Genomic DNA, 21,472 nt, shown 5'->3' with positions numbered 1-21,472 from the left:
CTAAAATTCTATTTTCCCTTGGGTGGAAAATACCAAACAGTGAAGCTAATAGTTTCAGGGAACAGGGAATAGGGAATAGGGAATAGGGAATAGGGAATAGGGAATAGGCAATTGATGTGTACTTCATTAGCCTAAAAAAGGCTTTAATGTATAATTTTTTTATAGGAGACTGTATAAAAATGTCAATAACTCACTAAATCAAAGTAGTGAAGCTAACTGTCAAGTAGTTGTGATGTTTCTTAATAATATCTCAGATACTTGCTGCCTGTATTGGTTAAACTCATGCCTACGTTAACAATCCACCAACGCCTTGATGCACTATTACCGAAGTTACAAGACACGCGGCTCCTGAGTAACCGTGGTATTGGTAACGAGATTGGTTTTTATATCTTTGATTACGATGCTGAATATGAACCACTGGTACAGGAGTATATTGAGGGTTTAAAGTCGCAATTGATCAATCCACCCAGTGGGGTTATTTTCCTGGAAGTTAATCTCTATCGGACTATTCTGGAGATATTGCAAGAAAGAAAGTTGCTTGGAAGGGCTTTTGAGTTGGAGGTGAATAAGGGGAATGCAGCTTTAGCTAAAACTATTGCACCACTTGTTAGACCTGAGCAAGTTATTACCCATATCCAGAAACAGTTACAGGGTGATGAACAGTTGGTGTTAATGACGGGAGTTGGTGCAAGTTGGCCGCTTGTGAGGTCACATACGATTCTGAATAACCTACATCCTATCCTGGATAAAATCCCCCTGGTGATGTTTTTTCCTGGTTCCTATGATGGCCATGAGCTACGCCTGTTTAACACTTTTAAAGATGACAATTACTATCGTGCTTTTCCTTTAATTCCTCACAATTACGTTTATGAATATTAGTGAACTATTTCAAAAAGATATTAACCGTAACATTAATGGTGTCATCAAAGTAGGACAGCAGGATGACGAGAATATCCGTCAGGAGTTAGAGGAGTATGTTGTTACTCGTGAACTAGATAAACACTTCCGAACTTTTTTTGACCGCTTTACTGATGCTTTGGGTAATCCTACCGATAAAATGGGGGTGTGGATTTCCGGTTTTTTTGGGTCTGGTAAATCGCACTTTTTGAAGATTCTTTCTTACCTGTTAGAAAATCGCCATTTAGGTAGTAGTTGGGCTTTAGACTATTTCAACGCTGAACGTATTCCTGACCCCTTATTACTGGCAAAAATTACCCAAGCTGCACAAAGTTCTTGTGATGTAATTCTTTTCAATATTGATTCTAAAGCAGATGCTAATAATAAACACGATAAAGAAAGCATTACTAAAGTTTTTCAGAAAGTCTTTGACGAACATTTGGGTTATTTTGGTACAATACCCGCAATTGCTGAATTTGAACGCCAGTTAGATAAACAAGGTAAATATCAAGTTTTTAAAGATGCTTTTCAAGCTGAAAGTGGCTTGGTATGGTCAGAAAATCGCGATGCTTGGGGGTTTTATCAGGATGCGATCGCCACTGCTTTACAAGTGAGTACGGGGATGAGTGCAGATGCAGCTAACCGCCTATTAGATTTCAATCAACAAAATTATAGTTTAAGCCCGGAGAAATTCGCCCAAATAGTTAGGCAATATTTAGATGGTAAAAGTCCCCAACACCGGTTAATTTTTATGGTGGATGAAGTGGGACAATATATTGGTGAAGACAGTAAACTGATGTTAAATCTTCAGACGGTAGTAGAAGATTTGGGTACACACTGTCAGGGTAAAGCTTGGGTAGTGGTAACATCCCAAGAAGCAATGGATGAGATTACTAAAAACAAGATTAAAGGTGAGGATTTTTCTAAAATTATCGGGCGTTTTTACCGTCCTCTGAGTTTGTCATCTGCGAACACAGACGAAGTAATTAAATTGCGGTTACTGGGTAAAACTGATGCAGCACAAACAGGACTAGAAGCTTTATATAACCAAAAAGTCGCCATCCTGAGAAACCAAATTACTTTTACTCAAGATAGTGCTGATATGCCAGGATATAGCAGTATAAAAGATTTTACTGCGGCTTATCCCTTTGTTCCCTACCAGTTTACCTTATTGCAGAAAGTGTTTACCCAAATTCGCCTCATGGGTTCTGCGGGTAAACATTTAGCATCGGGAGAACGTTCTTTACTTGATGCTTTTCAGGTCGCTTCCCAAGCAGTAGCAGGAAAGCCTCTAGGTGTACTAGTTCCCTTCTACACCTTTTATATGGCAATTGAAGGATTTTTAGATACTGCTATCAGCCAAGTTATTAATCAGGCTACACGTAACCCACAATTACAGACTTTTGATATTGACCTGTTAAAAACATTATTCATGGTCAAGTATATCAAAGAAATCAGCGCAAACTTGGATAACTTGACCACTTTAAGTTTAGGTCACATTGACGATAATAAAATATTACTCAAACAGCAAGTAGAAGCTGCATTAGGACGTTTAGAAAGACAGACTTTAATTCAGCGCAATGGTGATGAATATATTTTCCTCACCCATGAAGAACAAGACATTGGTAGAGAAATTAAAAATATCCAAGCTGATGCTGGTAAAGTGAGCAAAGAGATGCAAACATTGGTTTGGGACTCAATTTTTACTGACAAAGAATTAAAATATGGTCGTCATAGATATCCATTTAGTCGCCAGCTAGATGAACAGACCTCTGGACAGCAAACAAATGACTTGACTTTGCATATTGTCACCCCCTATGCAGAAAGTTACACCTCTATGCAAAATGATGATTTTTGTCTAGGAATTACGGGAGGAGGTTATGAGGTATTAGTCAGATTACAAGATGACCAATCCTTGCTTGATGACCTGAATACCTTAGTGAAAACAGATGAATATTTGCGTCTGAAAAATAGTAGTAGTTTGACTCCCAACATCCAAAGAATTTTAATGGCGCGGAGGGATCAAAATCATCAGCGGCGTGAAAATATCAAAAATACCTTAGAAGATTTAATTGCGGGTGCAGATGTATTTGCTTATGGAACTAAAGTAGAAATTCGTAACCGGGATGCAAAAAACCTATTAATAGAAGGACTAACCTATTTAGTCACGAACGTTTATCAAAAATTAGGTCATGTTGCTAGTGGGTTTGAAACCGAAGAACAAGTTACTAATGCGTTGACTCGTGATAGCGAAGAAAAAAACATTGCTGAACAAGCAGTTAATGCAGCTGCTCATAGTGAAATGCGTACTTGGTTACAGGACGAATCTCGCGCCTATCGCCAAGTTACAATTAAAGGATTAATCAATAAATTTGCTGTTCGTCCTTACGGGTGGTCACAACTGGATACCCTAGGAGTGATGGCGGAGTTGCTTAATCAAGGTGTAGTACAACTGCGACACGCACAAGGTAATGTCAATCTGCGAGAAAAAGGTTTAGTTAAAACATTACGTTCTCGTCAAGGTTTAGATACATATACAGTGCGACTAGCTGATGTCATTGACCCAACAAGTTTAAAAGTAACCAAAGATTTGGCTAGTGACTTACTAAATGGGAATATACCCAGTGACCCTCAACTATTATTTGAAAGTTACAAAAAAGCTTTATCAGCACGAAGTAAACAACTGGAAGAATGGTTAGTTCAGGTGCAGAAGCATGGTTTACCTTTTATGCAATTATTGCAGACAAATTTAGATTTGTTGGGAGAGCTATTAACTAAGGATGGTGCGGCGGATTTGTTCCGCAGTATTCGTACTAAACGGGATGAAATAGAAGAATATATTGAGGATGTGGAGAAGCTGCAATATTTCTTTACTGGACAGATTAAATTATTTCAACAAGTGCGACAGGATTTGCAGGATTTAGAACCAGAACTCCGCCATGTTACAGACCCGGAATTACTCAAGCGGGTAGAGTCTGTTAAACAGATTTTAGCAATGCCTGACCCTACGGACAAGATTCCTGAGTTGGTGATGTTGCTTAAACCTGTGAAAGAGAAAGTACAGGGAGTTTTGAGTAAACGAATTTATCAAGTGGAGACTAAGAGTAAAGAATTGCGGGAAAAGGTAAATGAGTATATCACCTCTGCACATCCAGAAGTTGCTGAGAAGTTAGATTTCAGCAGTATTACACAACAAATTGAGCAGGTTGTTAGTTCGAGTTCTCAGGTAACGAGTATTGATTCTGCGATCGCCCATGAAGCAGAGTTACAAGAAATGTTAACATCATTGCTGACTCAAGTAGACCAGCAAGCAGAGCAAATTATTCAAACTCAGTTACAAAGTCCAGGTGATAACTCCACACCAGTAGTTAAAACTAAACCCATTGTGGCGGTACAGGTGGTAAAAGTTACTACTAAATTAGTATTAGAGACCCCAGAAGATGTTAATAATTATGTAGAAGCTTTGCGCCAGGAGTTATTACATCAAATTCAGCAGAATCACAAGGTGAGACTAGAATAATTTAAGTATTTGTTACTTGCAAGGCTAAGAGGGTACTTGAAAAGTCGGTCAGGGTTGCGGTGGTTGAGCGTAGTCGAAACCACCCTCGGCGAAAAGGTCGGTGATTCTTGACAGTTCAGAATAAAAATTATCTGTTAAAATCTTGTACAACATCCTCTTAGTAACTAAAAACACAGGTTTTTAAATTATCTCAGCATTATCTCAGCTAAAACTTTAACTGTCATGAACCGCACTACTGTTAAAAACTTTGCAAATTGGGCGCGTGGTTACTTAAAGCAACAAATAACAGCGCGTGCGACTCAATTCGGTATTACCCAGAAAAAAATCATAGAACCGCAACCTGTTTCTGGGGGTTTATTGGTAGCTGGACAAATCCTTAACGCTACAGAAGCTAACCAATATCAACAGTTAAGATTACGTTTAGATGAATTACTACAACAGCAGGACAACGCCAAAACTCCAGGGGAGAAATTAGCTAAAGCTGTGGAATCATTAATTGATGAAATTGCTTACACCTGGTTTAACCGTTTAGCAGCATTGCGGTTTATGGAGGTAAACAGGTACATTGGGCGGGTGTTGAGTAGTAGTGACCCGAATTTAGTAGACCCTGATATTTTGCGGGATGCTTACTCTATTGCGGAAATGGAAGAGTTACCAGGGTTAAATTTAGCAACACTCACCCAGTGGCGTAAGCTTGCTAGTCGAGAACCTAACCCCGATGGGTATATTTATCGTCGGATGTTGTTAGCTCAGTGTGAAGCTTTATCAGCTAGTGTTCCCACGTTATTTGACAAAGAGAAAAATTATCAAGCTTTATGTTTACCTATAAATCTGCTTAATCAAGATTCAATTATACGGCGATTTGTTCAGGACATTGCTGAGGAAGATTGGCAAGATATTGAAATAGTAGGTTGGCTATATCAGTTTTATATTTCTGATCGTAAAGATGAAATAATTGGGGCAAAATCTAAGGTTGAGGCTGAAGACATCCCCGCCGCCACCCAATTATTTACCCCCCGGTGGATTGTCCAGTACATGGTAGAGAATAGCCTAGGGCGGTTGTGGTTGGAGTCTCACCCAGAGTCAAAGTTACGGGAAAAAATGCCCTATTTTTTAGAGGGTGGGAAATTGGGTGATGTTGGTGGTGAGTCATCGGTGATTAATTCTGTGGTGACAGGAGGGGAAACCAAAGAACCTTTACTTGAACTTCTTCATCAAGCTGAAAAAACTTCTTTCCCTTTACACTCTCCCAATACCTCCCCTAGTCTTCCCCAGACTCCCCAGGAGTTAACGGTAATTGACCCTGCTTGTGGTAGTGGACATATTTTAGTATATGCCTTTGACTTGTTGTTAGAAATTTATAAGGAACAGGGTTATTTAGAAAGAGATATTCCCGTACTGATTTTAACTCATAACTTATATGGTTTAGATATTGATGAGCGGGCGGTGCAGTTGGCTAGTTTTGCAGTTTTGATGAAAGCACGGGCGGTTAATTCGCGGATTTTGCGGAAACCTCCGGCTTTAAATATTATGACTGTGCGCTCTACTCGTAGTCAGGTTTTACCTCCAGTAGCTGAATTAAATCCTGAAGATTGGGAACCTTTATTAAATGCGTTTGAGGATGCGGATAGTTTAGGTAGTTTGATAACGCCACCAGATTTTGATGCTGATAAGTTGCGTAAGCAATTAGATGATCTCCAGGGGAGTAATCCTATTTTTCAGGAAAGTGTTATTCCCTTATATAATTTGATTTCTCAAGCTGAGTTGTTGAGGAATAAGTATTGGGTTGTGGTGGCTAATCCACCTTATATGGGGAGTAAAAGAATAAATGACACTTTAAAAATTTTTTTGGCAAATCATTACAAAGATGTTAAATCAGATTTATTTGCTGCATTTATTATAAGAAGCTTTGACAGTGGATTACCTCAATCTCAATTAGGTTTCGTTTCTCCTTTTGTTTGGATGTTTTTATCTTCCTATGAGAAGTTAAGAAAATTTATTATTTCCCAAAAAACAATTTACAGCTTGGTCAAACCTTCCTATACAAGTTTTTTTGATTCTGCAATTGTTCCTTTAGTAACTTTTGTTATTAAGAATAATTTTGAGAATACAAAAGGAATATATGTAGATTTAGGTTATTTAGGCTCGGCAGAATCACAGCCAATAAAGTTACTAGAAGCTATCAAAAATCCTGATTGTGGGTATCTTTATTATGCAAATGCTGCTGATTTTGCAAAGATTCCGGGAAGTGCGATCGCTTATTGGATTTCTTCTAAGGAATTAGATATTTACAGTCAAGGAAGGCTATTAGGAAATTATTCAGAACCTAAAAAGGGATTAGATACTGGTTGTAATGATAGATTTTTAAGGCTATGGTATGAGGTAAGTATTTTAAAATCTAAATTATCTAATTTCCAAATCGAAGATATAACTTATTGTGATTTTACATGGTTTCCATATAACAAAGGTGGAGAGTTCAGAAAATGGTATGGCAATAGGGAGTATATTATCAATTGGTATAATAACGGTTCAGAGATAAAAAGTCAGTTAAATAATACTAAAGGCAAGCCTACACTAAGAAATCAAGATTATTATTTTCGGGATGGATATACTTGGACAACTGTTTCATCTTCTAATTTCTCTGCAAGATATAGCCCGGCTGGTGCTTTATTCGATAATGGGGGATGTACATTATTTGCTTCATCAGAAAATCTAGATATAATGGGAAGTCTAATAAATTCCAAAGTTGCTGAAAGATGTTTAAACTTTCTTTCTCCCACTTTAAATTTTCAACCAGGAGATATTGCTAAAATACCGTATATACCCTTGAAAGATAATCACAACAAAATTATTTTAATAAATACAGCTATCAAAAATATTCAAATAAGTAAACAAGACTGGGATAACTACGAGACCTCCTGGGACTTCCAAACCCACCCATTATTACGCCACAACACTAAACACCTGAGGGAAGCCTTTGACATTTGGCAAAACCAAGCAGAAACAGCATTCCGAGAACTGCAACACCTAGAAGAAGAAAATAACCGCTACTGGATAGAAGCCTACGGACTGCAAGAAGAACTCACCCCAGAAGTACCCGACGACCAAATTACCATCCGCAGAGCCGACCTCAACAAAGATATTCGTTCCCTCATTTCCTACGCCGTCGGCTGTATGATGGGACGCTATAGCCTAGATCACCCCGGACTCATCCACGCTGGTCAACCCTTTGACCCCGGACTACACCAAACATTTACCCCCAGCAGTAATCCCATCATACCCATCACGGACCAGGCATACTTTGATAAAGATATTGTTACCCAGTTTGTGGAATTTATGCGAGTTGCATACAGTCCCGACACCCTCATGGAAAACCTCAACTTTATCGCCAAGGTTCTCACCCAGAGAAATAATGAAACCCCAATAGACCGCATCCGGCGCTACTTCCTCCAAGAGTTCATCTCTGACCACATCCAAACCTACAAAAAACGCCCCATTTACTGGTTATTCACCAGTGGTAAAAAACGAGCCTTTGGCGCTTTAGTCTACCTCCACCGCTACAACCAAGACACCCTCGCCCGTCTGCGGATGGATTACGTATTAGAATTACAAGTAAAGCTACATAACGAAATGTTCAGAGCGCAACAACAATTAGACAGCGAGATGGCCAGCACCACCACCAAGAAAGCAGCCAGTAAACGCCTTAAAGAACTACAAGACCAACAATTAGAACTAAGGGACTACCAAGCCAAACTCCAACACCTAGCAGATACACGCATTAAAATTGACCTTGATGATGGAGTGGCGTATAACTACACCCTGTTTAAGGGGTTAGTTTATGAAGGTACAGATTTAAAAATGGCAGATTTAGAAAAAGCATCAAAATGGAGAAGGTAGCAAATTCTGTCAAACCCCGTTTATTGGGATGATGAAAGCCTAAAACAATATCACCCTTTATTATAGTAAACTCCCGCGCGCTCTCTCTCCCGGCTAGAAATGAACACCAACCGTATCCAAAGCCAACTAGAAAACATCTTCCAAGATTCCGCCCGTTGGTCTCACTCACAAAGGCGGATAGTGTTTTGGTACGACCCCGACGAGCAATTTACCAGCATCTTCAACGAACTGCAAATAGAAGAAGTCGAAAAACTCCAACTTGCTGATACTCCCTTCACCGTCAAATATCGCTTACTGATTGAATACCCCAATCAAAACTTTCTGCTTTATGCTCCCTTCCCCGAACCAGAACCCCAAGAAAATTGGCTGTTAGATATCCAAAAAAGCGGTTTAACTTTTTCCGCTGACCCAGCAGCTTTAATTTATGCAGATTTAGGACTACATCAGCGACGTTTAGAAAAAACCATTCGTCAACACTCAAAATTCTTCAGCTGTAAAAACCGGGGTGAAGACCTCCAAGCAATGGCTATTTCTGCTGATAGCGATGAACGGGGATTATTTTTAGCCATGTTATCGGTTCTCGCAAATTTAAAAGTCCCTGATCCTAGTGGCTTAATTCGCCAGGTACTATTACAAGGATTATTAGAAACTGATAATCCCCTATGGTCTGAGATTGTAGAACTTGTTTCCCCACAAACCTTCTGGGATATTGTTCAAGAACACACAGGTTTTGCTTCCCCCAACCCCAGTTTAAACAAATTATGTGTATATTTACTCATTACCCATTTCGCTAAATCCTTACATGGTGAGGTTCCTGGACAGTTAGCAGACAAAGTTATCACCCCAGGACAAAGAGCTTATGCTTTTATTGACCAGTGGATGCGAGATCAACAAGATTCCCCTGGATGGCAAAAATTAAGTGGTGAAATAGCAGACCAGTTGCATATTTTTGATGTGATTGAAAATGAATCACCAGCAATTTTATATGAAGCATCCAGTTTTGAAGCTGTAGATCAGGTGTTAATTCGCGCTTGTGTGAAAACCCTGCAAACTGGTTTTACTCAAATCTCCACTCCCGGAACAGAAACACCAACAGTGGGAGTAACCCCTTGGAAAGACTGGTTAAAAGCCCGTTATACTTTGATTTGGTTTCCTGGGTATGAGAAAATTTACCAAGCCTTGGAAGCTGCGATCGCACTTTGGGAGTTACGACAGCAGTATTTAGGTGGATTTCGCCAACCTGCGCCAGCTTTATTCAAAGCTTACGCCAGTGATTTACACAAATTTGACCAAGCATATCGCCATTTTATCTTTGCTAGCGATCAAGCTCAAGGGGATATTCTCAAAGCATTAATTGAAGATATAGAAAACTTTTACACCCAATGGTTTTTAGATGAACTAGGTTCAGCTTGGTCAGATGCTCTGGGTAACAGTTGGGAACTAGGAGATATTCCGCCACAGCGGGGATTCTTTCGTAGATATGTATCACCAATTTTAGCCCGGAGCGACAGAGAAAAAGCCTTTGTAATTATTTCCGATGCTTTGCGCTACGAAGTCGCCAGGGAACTAGCAACAGTCATTAAAACAGAAGTCCGGGGCGAAACCAGCCTAGAACCGGTTTTAGGTATTTTACCCAGTGTTACCCGCTGGGGGATGGCAGCACTTTTACCAGGTTCAAAGTTAGAATTAACACCAGATAATGATGATGTATTGCGGGATGGTATGAGTACCAAAGGCACAGCAGCCAGAGAAAAGGTACTCAGCCAAAATAGCAGTGTAGCAGTAACAGTACTCAATGCTAAAGACTTGCTACATATGACTACTGACGCGGGAAGGGCAGCAGTGCAACCTTATCGCCTAATCTACATCTATGATAATATCATTGATGCCATTGGAGATCAAGCATCTAGTGAACGCCAAGTATTTTCTGCTTGTGAAGATGCCATAAAACAGTTATTGAGATTAGTCAAAAAAATTTGTAACTCCCTTAATGGTACAAATGTGATTATCACTGCTGACCACGGCTTTTTATATCAACGTCGTCCCATTCAAGAAGCAGATAAACGACCCATCCCCAGTGATGAAGCTCTCTTAGCAAGTAAACGTCGCTACTTATTAGCAACCAAACCGCTAAGTGATAGTACCCTACTGCATTTTAAGTTACCCTACACAACAGAAAATCTTTTTGCCATAGTCCCCCGTGGGTCATTACGCTTTGCTGTTCAAGGTGCAGGGTCACAATTTGTACATGGTGGTGCATCTTTACAAGAAGTTTGTGTACCCGTAATTACTTACCATCACCAACGAGCAGTTAAAAAAAATGAGGGACAACCCAGAAAAGTGGGGGTACAGGTGAGTGCTACGGTGCGCAGGGTGACAAATAATCGATTTAAATTAATATTAGTACAAACTGAAGCTGTAGAGGGCAGATGGCGATCGCGTCAAATTACAGTTGGTTTCTATGACCCTCAAACCCATACCCCGATTACAAATGTAGCTGAAGTGAATTTAACCAGCACAAGTCCTAATCCAGGCGATCGAGAAATTGACTTAAGATTGACTGTAAATACCGCTAGTCCTCCTACTAGGGCTGATTTAATTGTCAAAGATGCAGATGACCAGAGCGAATTGCTGCGAGAAACATGGATAATTAGTTTAGGTATTGCCAATGACTTCGGTGATTTTTGATAGCTGAATATCTAAGCTATGGCGATCGCAAACCCTTCTCCCCTTCCTCACAGGGGTAGGTTTTTTACATAGAGATTTATAATGGAGAAAGACAAGGTAGACAAGGAAGAGGAACAAAGAAGAATTAAAACCCATGAAGATTTAGTAATATATCAAAAAGCGTTTAATGCAGCGATGATAATTTTTGAGTTATCAAAACAGTTTCCTGCGGAAGAAAGATATTCTCTGACTGACCAAATACGTCGTTCTTCTCGTTCAGTATGTGCGAATTATGCAGAGGCATGGAGAAAAAGAAGGTATCAAGCATCATTTATAGCTAAATTAAATGATTGTGAATCGGAAGCAGCAGAAACCCAAGTGTGGCTAAAATTTGCAGTGAAATGTCAATATATTTCCGTAGAGGAAGGAAGAGATTTATATAGTACATACAATCAAGTTTTAAGCGGATTAGTAAAAATGATTAATCATCCAGAAAGTTGGTTAATGGGTAACAATTAAGTATTGTTCTCAATGGGGAATGTAGAACAATGTTGAAGAATAATACTCAATCAATTGCTTTTAATAGCTCTTAAAGGGGTATTTTTTCACGCCTTGGCATAACTTCCTTGTCTACTTTCCTTCCTTGTCTTCCAAGTCTTGCCCTCACGACAATGTAAAAAACCTACCCTTGTAAGCTCCCCCTTCTCCCCATGGACGACCTCAACCAAAAACTAAACAACATTTATCCTGGTAAGGTAGTACGGAAAGACCTGACAAAGCGCATCAAAGAAGGTGCAAATGTACCCGTCTATGTGCTGGAGTATCTATTGGGTATGTACTGTGCCACAGATGAAGAAACTACTATTGCAGAAGGCGTTACTCGTGTCAAAAATATCCTAGCTCAAAATTATGTTCGTCCTGATGAAGCGGAGCTAGTCAAATCCAAAATTAGAGAACTAGGACGTTTTACAATCATTGACCAAGTAAACGTCACACTCAACGAAAAAGATGATATTTACCAAGGTACCTTAACCAACCTCGGTATTAAAGGTGTAGTAATTGACCCAGAAACTGTGAAACTAAATTCTAAACTCCTAGGTAGTGGAATTTGGTGTATTTTACAAATGGAGTACGAAGGAGGGACAAAACCTAGTCCTTTTATTGTCGCCAGTCTCAAACCCATTCAAATGCCTAATGTAGATATGGATGAACTGTTTGCAGGTCGTCCAGCTTTTACCCGCAATGAATGGATTGACCTGTTAATCAGGTCAACCGGACTAGAACCAACTATTGTCAGCGACGAAGTAAAATGGCATTTACTCGCGCGTTTAATACCTCTTTGCGAGAACAATTATAACTCTTGTGAACTTGGCCCCCGTTCCACAGGTAAATCCCACGTTTATAAAGAAGTTTCTCCCAACAGCATCCTTGTTTCTGGCGGTAAAACCACAGTAGCCAATCTTTTTTATAATATGTCCACCCGGCGCGTGGGATTGGTCGGTTTATTTGATGTAGTGGCTTTTGATGAAGTCGCCGGTATCAGCTTTCATGACAACGATGGTGTACAAATCATGAAAGACTACATGGCTTCAGGTTCCTTTGCACGGGGTAAAGCAGAAATTACCGCTAATGCTTCTATGGTTTTTGTAGGTAATATTGATCAAAGCGTAGAATCTTTGGTAAAAACCTCTCATTTGTTGGCGCCATTTCCTGAAGCCATGATTGATACTGCTTTTTTTGACCGTTTTCACGCCTACATTCCCGGTTGGGAAATTCCCAAATTCAGCCCAGAGAATTTTACCAATCAATATGGTTTTATTGTTGATTATTTAGCAGAGTGGTTGCGGGAAATGCGGAAACGCAGTTTTGCCGATGCGATTGACCGCTACTTTCGCTTGGGTAATAACCTCAAACAACGGGACGTGCAAGCAGTACGTAAAACTGTATCAGGATTACTAAAATTACTTTTCCCCCATGGTTCATTTAGTAAACAAGATGTCCATGATGCTCTAGTATATGCACTGCGAGTGCGCCGACGGGTCAAGGAACAGTTAAAGAAAATTGGCGGTATGGAATTTTATGATGTCCATTTCAGTTACATTGACCTGGAAACAATGGATGAGCATTTTGTTTCCGTACCAGAACAGGGAGGATCTACCCTCATTAGCCAAGATATTCTTACCCCTGGTCATTTGCACTTGATCAGCACTGGAGATAGTAGTATTATCGGCGTTTTCAAACTCGAACTGCAAGCAGTACCAGGTAATGGCAAGCTGACCCGTACAGGGGTGTCCAATGCTACTAAAATCAAAGACAGTTTGCACATTGCTATGAATTACTTTAAAGCTAACGCTCAACGGGTTAGCAGTAGTATTCACCCAGGTAATTGGGATTTTTTACTACAGTTATTAGATTTACAAGGTACTGGTATCCCCCAAGAAAGCGGACTTGCACTATTTATATCTCTGTGTTCTGCTACCCTGAAACGCAGTGTACAAATACAATTAGCTATCTTTGGGGAGATGACCCTGGGTGGTACAATAACTCCAGTCAGTAACTTAGCCGGTAGCCTACAAGTAGCATTTGATGCCGGTGCTAAACGTATTCTTTTACCAATGGGTAGTGCTGTAGATATTGCTAGTGTTCCCCCTGAATTGTTTGCTAAATTTCAAACCTCTTTCTACACTGACCCAGTAGATGCAGTATTTAAAGCCTTAGCAGTTGACTAAATAGAATTGATAGACTGCGTCGCAGCGGTTAATGTGGTGTGGGTAATTGATTTTGTATTTCCTGACAGGCTTGAATGTGGTGTTCTACAAAATTCTGATCCCGCAAGATTTTATAGAGATTAACATTGTATTCTAGTAAACAGGCGTGTCCGCTGTCAGGTAACACAGCTAACTGGGTGTTAGGTAAGATATTTACTAAGCGTTCGGCTTCCTGTACAGATGGCAAAAGGCGATCGCCAGCACCAGCAATCAGCAAAACTGCTTGAGTTAGTTGGCGTAACTCAGCTTGAGTGACGTTAAATTCCTTGAGTAAAGACAATCGCCAAGTAACTGTGGCTGGGGGTACAGACCGCATGGTTTTGAGCAGTTCGTGGCGCAAATGGCGGGGAATGCGTGGTAAGGATGCTAAAAATGGCAATAACCCTAGTGTGCCAACATCATAAAAGGATTCTGGAACTAAGTAAGTTAGTTGGGATGTCCAACTTAACCAAGGGCGCAATTGAAAGGCTGATGCTGGGTTAATTAAGATAATCCGCTTAAATAATTGTGGTGCTTGGGTTGCTACTTTCATGGCCAAACAACCCCCAAATGACTCGCCACACAGATAAACTGATCTTTGTGAGCTTTTTGCTAATTCGGTCTTAATTAAGTCCAAGACGTTGTTGCTTAACTCATCCCAGGTGGTGAGGTCTTGTCTGGGGATCGCTAAACACCGGACATCAAAGCCAACTTCTAAGCCAGCGGTTTGCGATCGCAATAGTTCACCAGTTCCATCCAGTCCTGGTAAATACACAAATAACGGATACTCTAGTTGGACTCGGTTAGGAGTGAGGAAACACGGCTTTAGCTCAACTTTTGGCATTGTAAAATTTAAATTCAACTTTTTGTTGTTATGGAATTACACGGGTAAATATCCGATTTGTTCCAGATGTGATCACACTAAGAGAGTGAAGCACAATCATGCACTTGAAATTATGATAAAATGATAGCGTGGATAGTAAGACCACATTGAATATAACTGACACAGTTAAGATGAAATCAATTTATCAAAAACTGTTGAATTAGTGGTTTATTTACAGATAGACAAGTGAAATTAACAGGAAAAAAAGAGTTTCACTCCTTTGTATATCAGCATATATTGTGTTTGAGAGTTGAAATGACCATTGTAAACAGTGTTAAGTTTTAAATTGTTAATTGTGCAGTGTGAATTGCTTAAGCCTAGTTTCCTGGGTTTGTCAAAAATACCCCCTATCAAATCTCTAATGACAACCTTAAACTAGTTAAATGGTAATTTAATTGTGGCAATGCTTAGTTAGTTCATTCACAACATTTTTGGCTTGTTTGCCATGATATTTTCGTTGATGTTGTGGTGTCACCGAATAAGGGCGGCCAATCAACATAGCCACCCTATGATAGATAACCAAGGGATGTAAACCGGGTTGATTAATTAAATAAAAGTCCTGACGGCTCAAAAAAACTTTGCAGTCCCAGAGGTAAACCATAAGTATTTACTTCTGTTAGGGAAGCGGAATGACAGGTCAGCCCTTGGGCGATCGCAATTGGTAAAATTCCCAAATAAAGTAGACCACAGTCCTACATGAGCAAATCCTCTGTGAAATTCGCCTACCTTGTTGAGGCGGATAATGTCACCATTGGCCGAGTTCCTTCAGGAAAAACACCCACCATCTGCTTTGACTGGATAGCGTCGATACCGCTAGGAAATAGCCAAAAACATCCAGGGATTGCTGGGAATCATAAATAATTAATATGGTTTTTACCAAATAAAGCCTTTTTCAGGCTCATGAAGTACACACCAATTCCCTATTCCCTGTTCCCTATTCCCTGTTCCCTGTTCCCTGAAACTAAACAACTTTGTACCTCACGAGCATGGGAAATGCTATATGATTTTTACCAAATATGACATATGAGCTTGAGTTAATCTTTATATTTCAGTCTTCATATGAAGGCAGTCTTCAGGTAGATAAATTTTATGCATCAAGGTAGTTAGGTTTTTGGAGTTTAGATTTATGTAGTGACGGTGACAATCAATCTGATAGGAAAAGATAGAAAATATTACTAGTAGCTAAATAATCTTTTAGGATTCAAGGTAATGGATTTATACACATTAATAAATAATTGTTACCATTCTGAATTCACTAATATTAATTTACCGTTTGTCAAACAAGTAGTAATATTATAGGATTGCGGATATTGGTCAGTAAAAGTAAGATAGAAAAGGTTAATAATTGATTTTTTTTATTCTGTATGAATTTAGTGGATAAAACAGAAAAAACATTTGCATTGACTACACCCCTATATTATGTGAATGATGTTCCTCACGTGGGAAGTGCCTATACAACAATAGCAGCGGACGCAGTAGCCCGATTTCACAGGCTCCTAGGGGATAGGGTGCTGCTAGTTACAGGTACAGATGAACACGGCCAGAAAATTGAGCGTTCAGCAGAAAGTTTAGGAAAAGCGCCACAAGAATTTTGCGATCAAATTGTGCCTAGCTTTATCAGCTTATGGCAGTTATTAGATATTCAATATGATCGCTTTAGTCGGACTACAGATTCTCGCCATGAAGCGATAGTTAAAGAGTTTTTCCACCGAGTCTGGGAAAAAGGGGATATCTACCAAGGACAACAGAAAGGTTGGTACTGTGTATCTTGTGAAGAATTTAAGGAAGAACGGGAACTATTAGAAGGACACCGCTGCCCTATTCATACTAACAAGGAAGTGGAGTGGCGGGACGAGCAAAATTACTTTTTCCGCCTATCTAAGTATCAAAAGCAACTAGAGGAATTTTACCAGTCTCGACCAGATTTTATTCAACCCGGGAGTCGTCGTAATGAAGTCTTGAGCTTTGTTAGCCAGGGTTTACAAGACTTTTCTATTTCACGGGTCAATCTGGAATGGGGTATTCCTGTACCAGTTGATCCCAAGCATACCCTTTATGTTTGGTTTGACGCGTTGCTAGCTTATGTCACCGCACTGCTAGAAGCAAATTCAGAACCAACTTTAGCTAATGCTTTAGAAACCTGGTGGCCAATCAATTTGCACTTAATTGGTAAAGATATCCTCCGATTTCATGCAGTGTATTGGCCAGCTATGCTGATGTCAGCCGGTTTACCCTTACCAGATAAGGTGTTTGGGCATGGTTTTTTAACCAAAGATGGCCAAAAAATGGGCAAGTCTCAGGGTAACACCCTCGATCCTGTAAGGCTAGTGGAAAGCTATGGTAGTGATGCGGTTCGTTATTACTTCCTTAAGGAAATCGAATTTGGCAAAGATGGCGATTTTAATGAAGTTAGATTCATTAATGTTTTGAATGCAGATTTGGCTAATGACTTAGGTAATTTGCTGAATCGGACGTTAAACATGGTGAAGAAATACTGTACTGGCGATGGAGTGCCAATTGCAAATGAAGCCATTAATGACGAAAATCCTTTGAAATCGATTGGTTTAAGTCTAGGAGAACAGGTAAAACAAGCCTATGAGGCGCTAGCTTTCAACCAAGCCTGTGAAGCTATCCTGATGCTGGTTCGTACCAGTAACAAGTTTATTGATGAACAAGCCCCTTGGTCACTATATAAACTGGGAAAGCAGCAGGAAGTAGAAACGGTACTTTACGCAGTTCTAGAATCTGTTAGACTAGCAGCTTATCTCCTGTCCCCAATTATTCCGAATATCAGTAGCGCCATTTATCAGCAGCTGGGCTTTGGAATTGACTTTAATGATCAAATAAAAACTTCAATGCTTGCCGGTTTTGCCACCCATGCAAAATGGGGTGTACTAACCAGTACACAATCCTTGGGTAAACCCCATCCCGTGTTCAAGCGCATAGAAACTTCAAAAAACCATTAGTCCTGTTTATTTTTCGGTTTTGTTCAAGTTCTTAATTTTGTCAAAAAACTTATCGGGGCTTAATTTATTAGCTCCGAAACCTTATCATAAGCTGTTCTAGCATATCACGTTGCTAACGCGTATCAAATATAACAAGAATAATAATGAGGTATGAGAACAATGTTGAATAATCTAGAAAATGACTCAATCTTTACGCCGGAACAAGTCTTAGAAAATCGAGGTCGTGTCGCTATCTTTATTGATGGTTCCAATCTATTTTATGCTGCTTTACAACTGGGAATTGAAATTGACTACACCAAGCTACTGTGCAGATTAACTGGGGGATCTAGACTATTGCGTGCTTTCTTTTATACAGGTGTAGACAGAACCAACGAAAAGCAACAAGGGTTCTTGTTGTGGATGCGTCGGAATGGCTATCGAGTGATTGCCAAAGATTTGGTGCAGTTGCCGGACGGCTCAAAAAAAGCTAACCTGGATGTAGAAATTGCCGTAGATATGATGGCTTTAGTAGATTCTTATGATACCGCAGTATTAGTCAGCGGCGATGGGGACTTGGCATACGCAGTCAACTCAGTTAGCTATCGTGGTGTGCGTGTAGAGGTCGTCAGCTTGCGCTCAATGACCAGTGATAGTTTAATCAACGTCAGCGATCGCTATATTGATTTAGAAGCCATCAAAGAGGATATTCAAAAAAACCCGCGACAAAGCTATCCATATCGACCTCTATCCAGCATGGGGTTTCTGGAAGATATCAGGGAAAGTGATCAACACTTAGAAATCCAAGATTAATGAATTATTGCAAAGGCAGGCCAGAAAAGAGGGTAAATTGTCCTAAAACAAGGCAAAATCATCAAAATTTACCTAGATTAATTTTATCATCAAATCTGAAGGGGGTCGAAATAAAAGCCCACCTTTTTTACCTGCCTTTAACTTTTTTATTGTTACTTGGTTTAGTTGCTTGTGGTGGTAGATACCCAATAGCTGAACAAGCTAAAGATTCTGATTCATCTCCCCAAGAAAGTAATTTGACATTTTTCGATGTCACCTTAGAGCAAGCGGACGAGGTCGGAAAACCGCTTTGGAAAGTGCGAGCTAAAAAAGCGAGATACACTCAAGACAAACTTGGTGAGGCAGAAAATCCCATTGGTGAACTATACCAAGATGGCAAACCGGTTTACGAAATACAAGCAGAAAGAGCAGATATTGAACAGGATAGTCAGCGGCTATTTCTCAAGGGAAAGATAGTGGCTAGGGATCCTAAGAACGGTATTGTATTGAAAGGTAATGAATTAGAATGGTTACCTCAAGAAGATTTATTAATTGTCCGTAACCAAATCAATGGAACTCATCAACGACTAAAAGCATCGGCGCAAGAAGCACGAGTTAAAACTCGCGAACAACGTATAGAATTTTCTGGTCGCGTAGTAGCTATCTCCGTTGATCCGCAAATGCAAATGCGAACGGAAAATTTAATTTGGCAGATTCCACAAGAAATATTAATTACTGAAAGCACCATAGAAATTGACCGTTACAACAACAATCAAATTACTGACCGTGGAAAGGGAGATGCTGCGGAAATAAACTTAAAAAGCCAAATTGCCACGATCAAAAAAAACGCCCAGTTAAATTTATTAGACCCACCGACGCAAATAGCTAGTAAGTCTATGACCTGGGATATGAAAGCAGAAACAGTGAAGACCAATTCGACTGTGAGTGTTGTCCAGACTGCTGAGAATGTGACTGTAACCGCCAATAGAGGCGAAATGAAAATAGCGAATAAAATTGTGAATTTAACAGGAAATGTCAACGCTATAGGGCAACGTGGTCAGACCCTCAAATCTAATCAATTAAGTTGGTATCTCGACAAGAAATTATTAGAAGCTCAGGGAAATGTTTTTTATAATCAGATTGACCCACCAATAAATTTTACAGGTGGAACAGCCATTGGTAACCTACAAACAGAGGACATTGTAGTTAAAAGTGGGAAATCGGGTGGCAGAGTAGTAACAGAAATTATTCCTCAAGATGTTGGTACTAGTAATTAGGGAACAGGGAACAGGGAACAGGGAATGGGGAATGGGAAGGAATGGGGAACACACCGAACACGGTATGGCTAACGCCACGCTATCGCTATCGACTTCGCTCACCGACCACACAAAAAACAATCAAATCCAGTCCCCTCCCCTGACAAGGACAAGACTTGGTGGACAAGGTGGACAAGGTGACCAGGGAGAAAAACAGTACAAAGTCTGTATTCTTAGTAAGAAAAATAGCCCCTTAAAAGACCATTGCCCGTATAAAATCTTCCTTGTCCACTTTCCTTCCTTGTCTTCGGTGGTCTTGCCTTCACAGATCATATTAAAAACCTACCCTTGTAAGGAAGGGGGTGGGGTCAAACAATATTTGATACACTAATCATAACTTGACAAACATCCTCTGAGAGAATAGTTGACACCCCCACAAGAGGATCTAATAATCCTTGATTGTTTCCGTGTATCTACCCAATCAAGGATTATTAGCGGGGAACAAAATTGCGTTACGACTAGGGGTACCCAATTCAGGTAAAGAATATTTAGGAGAGTTGGGAGTAATAGTAGAGGGAATATTGGGAGATACTTCCAAGCGTTGGACAAGAGCTTGTAAAAACCGATCTTGACTAGCTCGGAAGGCTGGAATTTGTGAACCATGGTTAATAATAGCAAACCAAACCAAACCGCGATCGCGTGTAGGGAAGACTCCAGCCAAAGCACTAACCTCGCGCAAAGTACCAGTTTTCATCACAGTAGCATAAGGCATATTTCTAGCTTGCATTGTTCCCCGACGGTCAAATCCAGAGGTAGGAAACAAGTCAGCTACATTAATATTGTGGGTGGTAGCTTCCCGTTGAATTGCCATTAACATAGCACAGGCAGCCCTCGGAGAAATACGATTGTCTACTCCCAGACCTGAACCATTAATTAATTGAATTTCTGCCTCCGGGACTCCGGCAAATTTGGCAGCCTGCGATCGCATTTTCGCTGTACCCCCTAGGGATTGAGCCAACATCTCAGCCATGACATTGTTACTAAAAACATTCATTTCCTTGATAAGTTGGTGTAAAGGTAAAGAACCGCGACGCATCAATAGGGTTTCTTGGGGGTTTGGTTGGGATGCTGATTTTACAATCCCCGCAATCACAACTTGAGGTTTAGCTGTGCCCTTGGGCATGGTTGAATATATGTAATTTGCCTGACGAGTCCAACTTAAATGATTTAGGGCTTGTTTGAGCATCTGAGCGGCTAATATAGGATTTGGTTCAAAATTCATGGCAAAATTCCCCCTGATCACCAAATTTCCCGTTACCTGCTTAATACCCATTTGATTGAGACTATTACCCAGGGCGATGGCTTCTTCCCAAACAAACATGGGATCACCACCACCAGTAATCACCAAATCTCCTTGCAATACACCGTTAACTATTGGACCTGTAGAGCTGACCGAAGTTTCAAATTGGTGGTCTGGCCCCCAAGTTTTCAAAGCCACAAGTGAAGTAGCAATCTTAGTTAAAGAAGCAGCAGGTAGAGGTCTTGTACCTTGATGATTAGCCATCAAAATGGGTCCGGACTGTAACCAAATACCCTGACTCTCGGTCAAATTTTCCGGGACTAATTTCGTGGTAATTAGTTCCTGTAAATATTGCTGAACTGTGGTAGACCCTGCTGGATTAGGATCGGGAGCTAGAACTAAACCACGGCTATTGTGTAAAGCCAAAGTTTCCAAAGCTTCTGTGGGCTTAATTTGTACCCCAGCCATTTCCAGCCAAAGAGAAATTAAACCCGAACCTAATAATTCCAGCATTTTGATCCCCCTATATGTTTCCTGAGCTAATATACAAGTTTTGTGCTCATGATCAGTA

11 protein-coding genes and 1 pseudogene are annotated in these 21,472 nt (G+C 40.2%); 9 read left to right on the top strand and 3 right to left on the bottom strand.

The window, feature by feature from the left end; all coding sequences use genetic code 11:
- Positions 1–282 precede the first annotated feature (282 nt).
- The 6 genes from PN447_RS11415 to brxL all read left to right on the top strand — a co-directional run bounded on the left by PN447_RS11415 (position 283) and on the right by brxL (position 13,710).
- On the top strand, positions 283–879 hold the full coding sequence (locus PN447_RS11415; protein ID WP_271763146.1) for a DUF1788 domain-containing protein: 597 nt from the start codon (positions 283–285) through the stop codon (positions 877–879).
- The gene (brxC, locus tag PN447_RS11410) at positions 869–4,417 is read left to right on the top strand and encodes a BREX system P-loop protein BrxC (protein ID WP_271763145.1); all 3,549 of its coding nucleotides are present in this window, start codon (positions 869–871) and stop codon (positions 4,415–4,417) included. The genes PN447_RS11415 and brxC overlap by 11 nt, the downstream gene beginning before the upstream one ends.
- A gap of 222 nt (positions 4,418–4,639) precedes the next feature.
- Positions 4,640–8,314: a BREX-1 system adenine-specific DNA-methyltransferase PglX gene (gene pglX / locus PN447_RS11405; RefSeq protein ID WP_271763144.1), complete on the top strand. Its 3,675-nt coding sequence runs from the start codon at positions 4,640–4,642 to the stop codon at positions 8,312–8,314.
- A 99-nt stretch (positions 8,315–8,413) separates the two neighbouring features.
- Entirely contained in the window at positions 8,414–11,002 is a 2,589-nt protein-coding gene (gene pglZ / locus PN447_RS11400) for a BREX-1 system phosphatase PglZ type A (protein ID WP_271763143.1), read from the top strand.
- A gap of 81 nt (positions 11,003–11,083) precedes the next feature.
- Positions 11,084–11,500 carry a four helix bundle protein gene (locus PN447_RS11395; RefSeq protein WP_271763141.1) on the top strand — a complete coding sequence of 139 codons (417 nt, stop codon included), beginning with the start codon at positions 11,084–11,086 and terminating at the stop codon, positions 11,498–11,500.
- Between the two features lie 191 nt (positions 11,501–11,691).
- A complete protein-coding gene (gene brxL, locus PN447_RS11390) occupies positions 11,692–13,710 on the top strand; it encodes a protease Lon-related BREX system protein BrxL (RefSeq protein WP_271763140.1) in 2,019 nt (672 codons plus the stop codon).
- A gap of 28 nt (positions 13,711–13,738) precedes the next feature.
- Here brxL and PN447_RS11385 read toward each other — a convergent pair whose 3' ends face one another.
- On the bottom strand, positions 13,739–14,572 hold the full coding sequence (locus PN447_RS11385) for an alpha/beta fold hydrolase (RefSeq protein ID WP_271763139.1): 834 nt from the start codon (positions 14,570–14,572) through the stop codon (positions 13,739–13,741).
- 430 nt (positions 14,573–15,002) lie between these two features.
- A pseudogene (locus PN447_RS11380) lies at positions 15,003–15,411 on the bottom strand (1-acyl-sn-glycerol-3-phosphate acyltransferase); the annotation flags it as partial.
- A 564-nt stretch (positions 15,412–15,975) separates the two neighbouring features.
- On the opposite strand from PN447_RS11380, the gene metG reads away from it, so the two are divergent.
- The 3 genes from metG to lptC all read left to right on the top strand — a co-directional run bounded on the left by metG (position 15,976) and on the right by lptC (position 19,622).
- Positions 15,976–17,577: a methionine--tRNA ligase gene (metG, locus tag PN447_RS11375; RefSeq protein ID WP_271763138.1), complete on the top strand. Its 1,602-nt coding sequence runs from the start codon at positions 15,976–15,978 to the stop codon at positions 17,575–17,577.
- A 159-nt stretch (positions 17,578–17,736) separates the two neighbouring features.
- The gene (locus PN447_RS11370; protein ID WP_271763137.1) at positions 17,737–18,366 is read left to right on the top strand and encodes a LabA-like NYN domain-containing protein; all 630 of its coding nucleotides are present in this window, start codon (positions 17,737–17,739) and stop codon (positions 18,364–18,366) included.
- Positions 18,366–19,622, top strand: coding sequence for an LPS export ABC transporter periplasmic protein LptC (gene lptC / locus PN447_RS11365; protein WP_271763136.1), 1,257 nt, complete (start codon positions 18,366–18,368; stop codon positions 19,620–19,622). Before PN447_RS11370 ends, lptC begins: the two co-directional genes overlap by 1 nt.
- A gap of 460 nt (positions 19,623–20,082) precedes the next feature.
- Here lptC and PN447_RS11360 read toward each other — a convergent pair whose 3' ends face one another.
- Complete coding sequence (locus PN447_RS11360) at positions 20,083–21,414, bottom strand: D-alanyl-D-alanine carboxypeptidase (protein WP_271763135.1); 1,332 nt, start codon at positions 21,412–21,414, stop codon at positions 20,083–20,085.
- Positions 21,415–21,472 lie beyond the last annotated feature (58 nt).

The organism is Anabaena sp. CS-542/02 (assembly GCF_028331085.1).
GTDB lineage: Bacteria > Cyanobacteriota > Cyanobacteriia > Cyanobacteriales > Nostocaceae > Anabaenopsis > Anabaenopsis arnoldii.
Note: the sequence above shows the minus strand (reverse complement) of the source record. Positions and strands in the feature narration are given on the sequence as shown.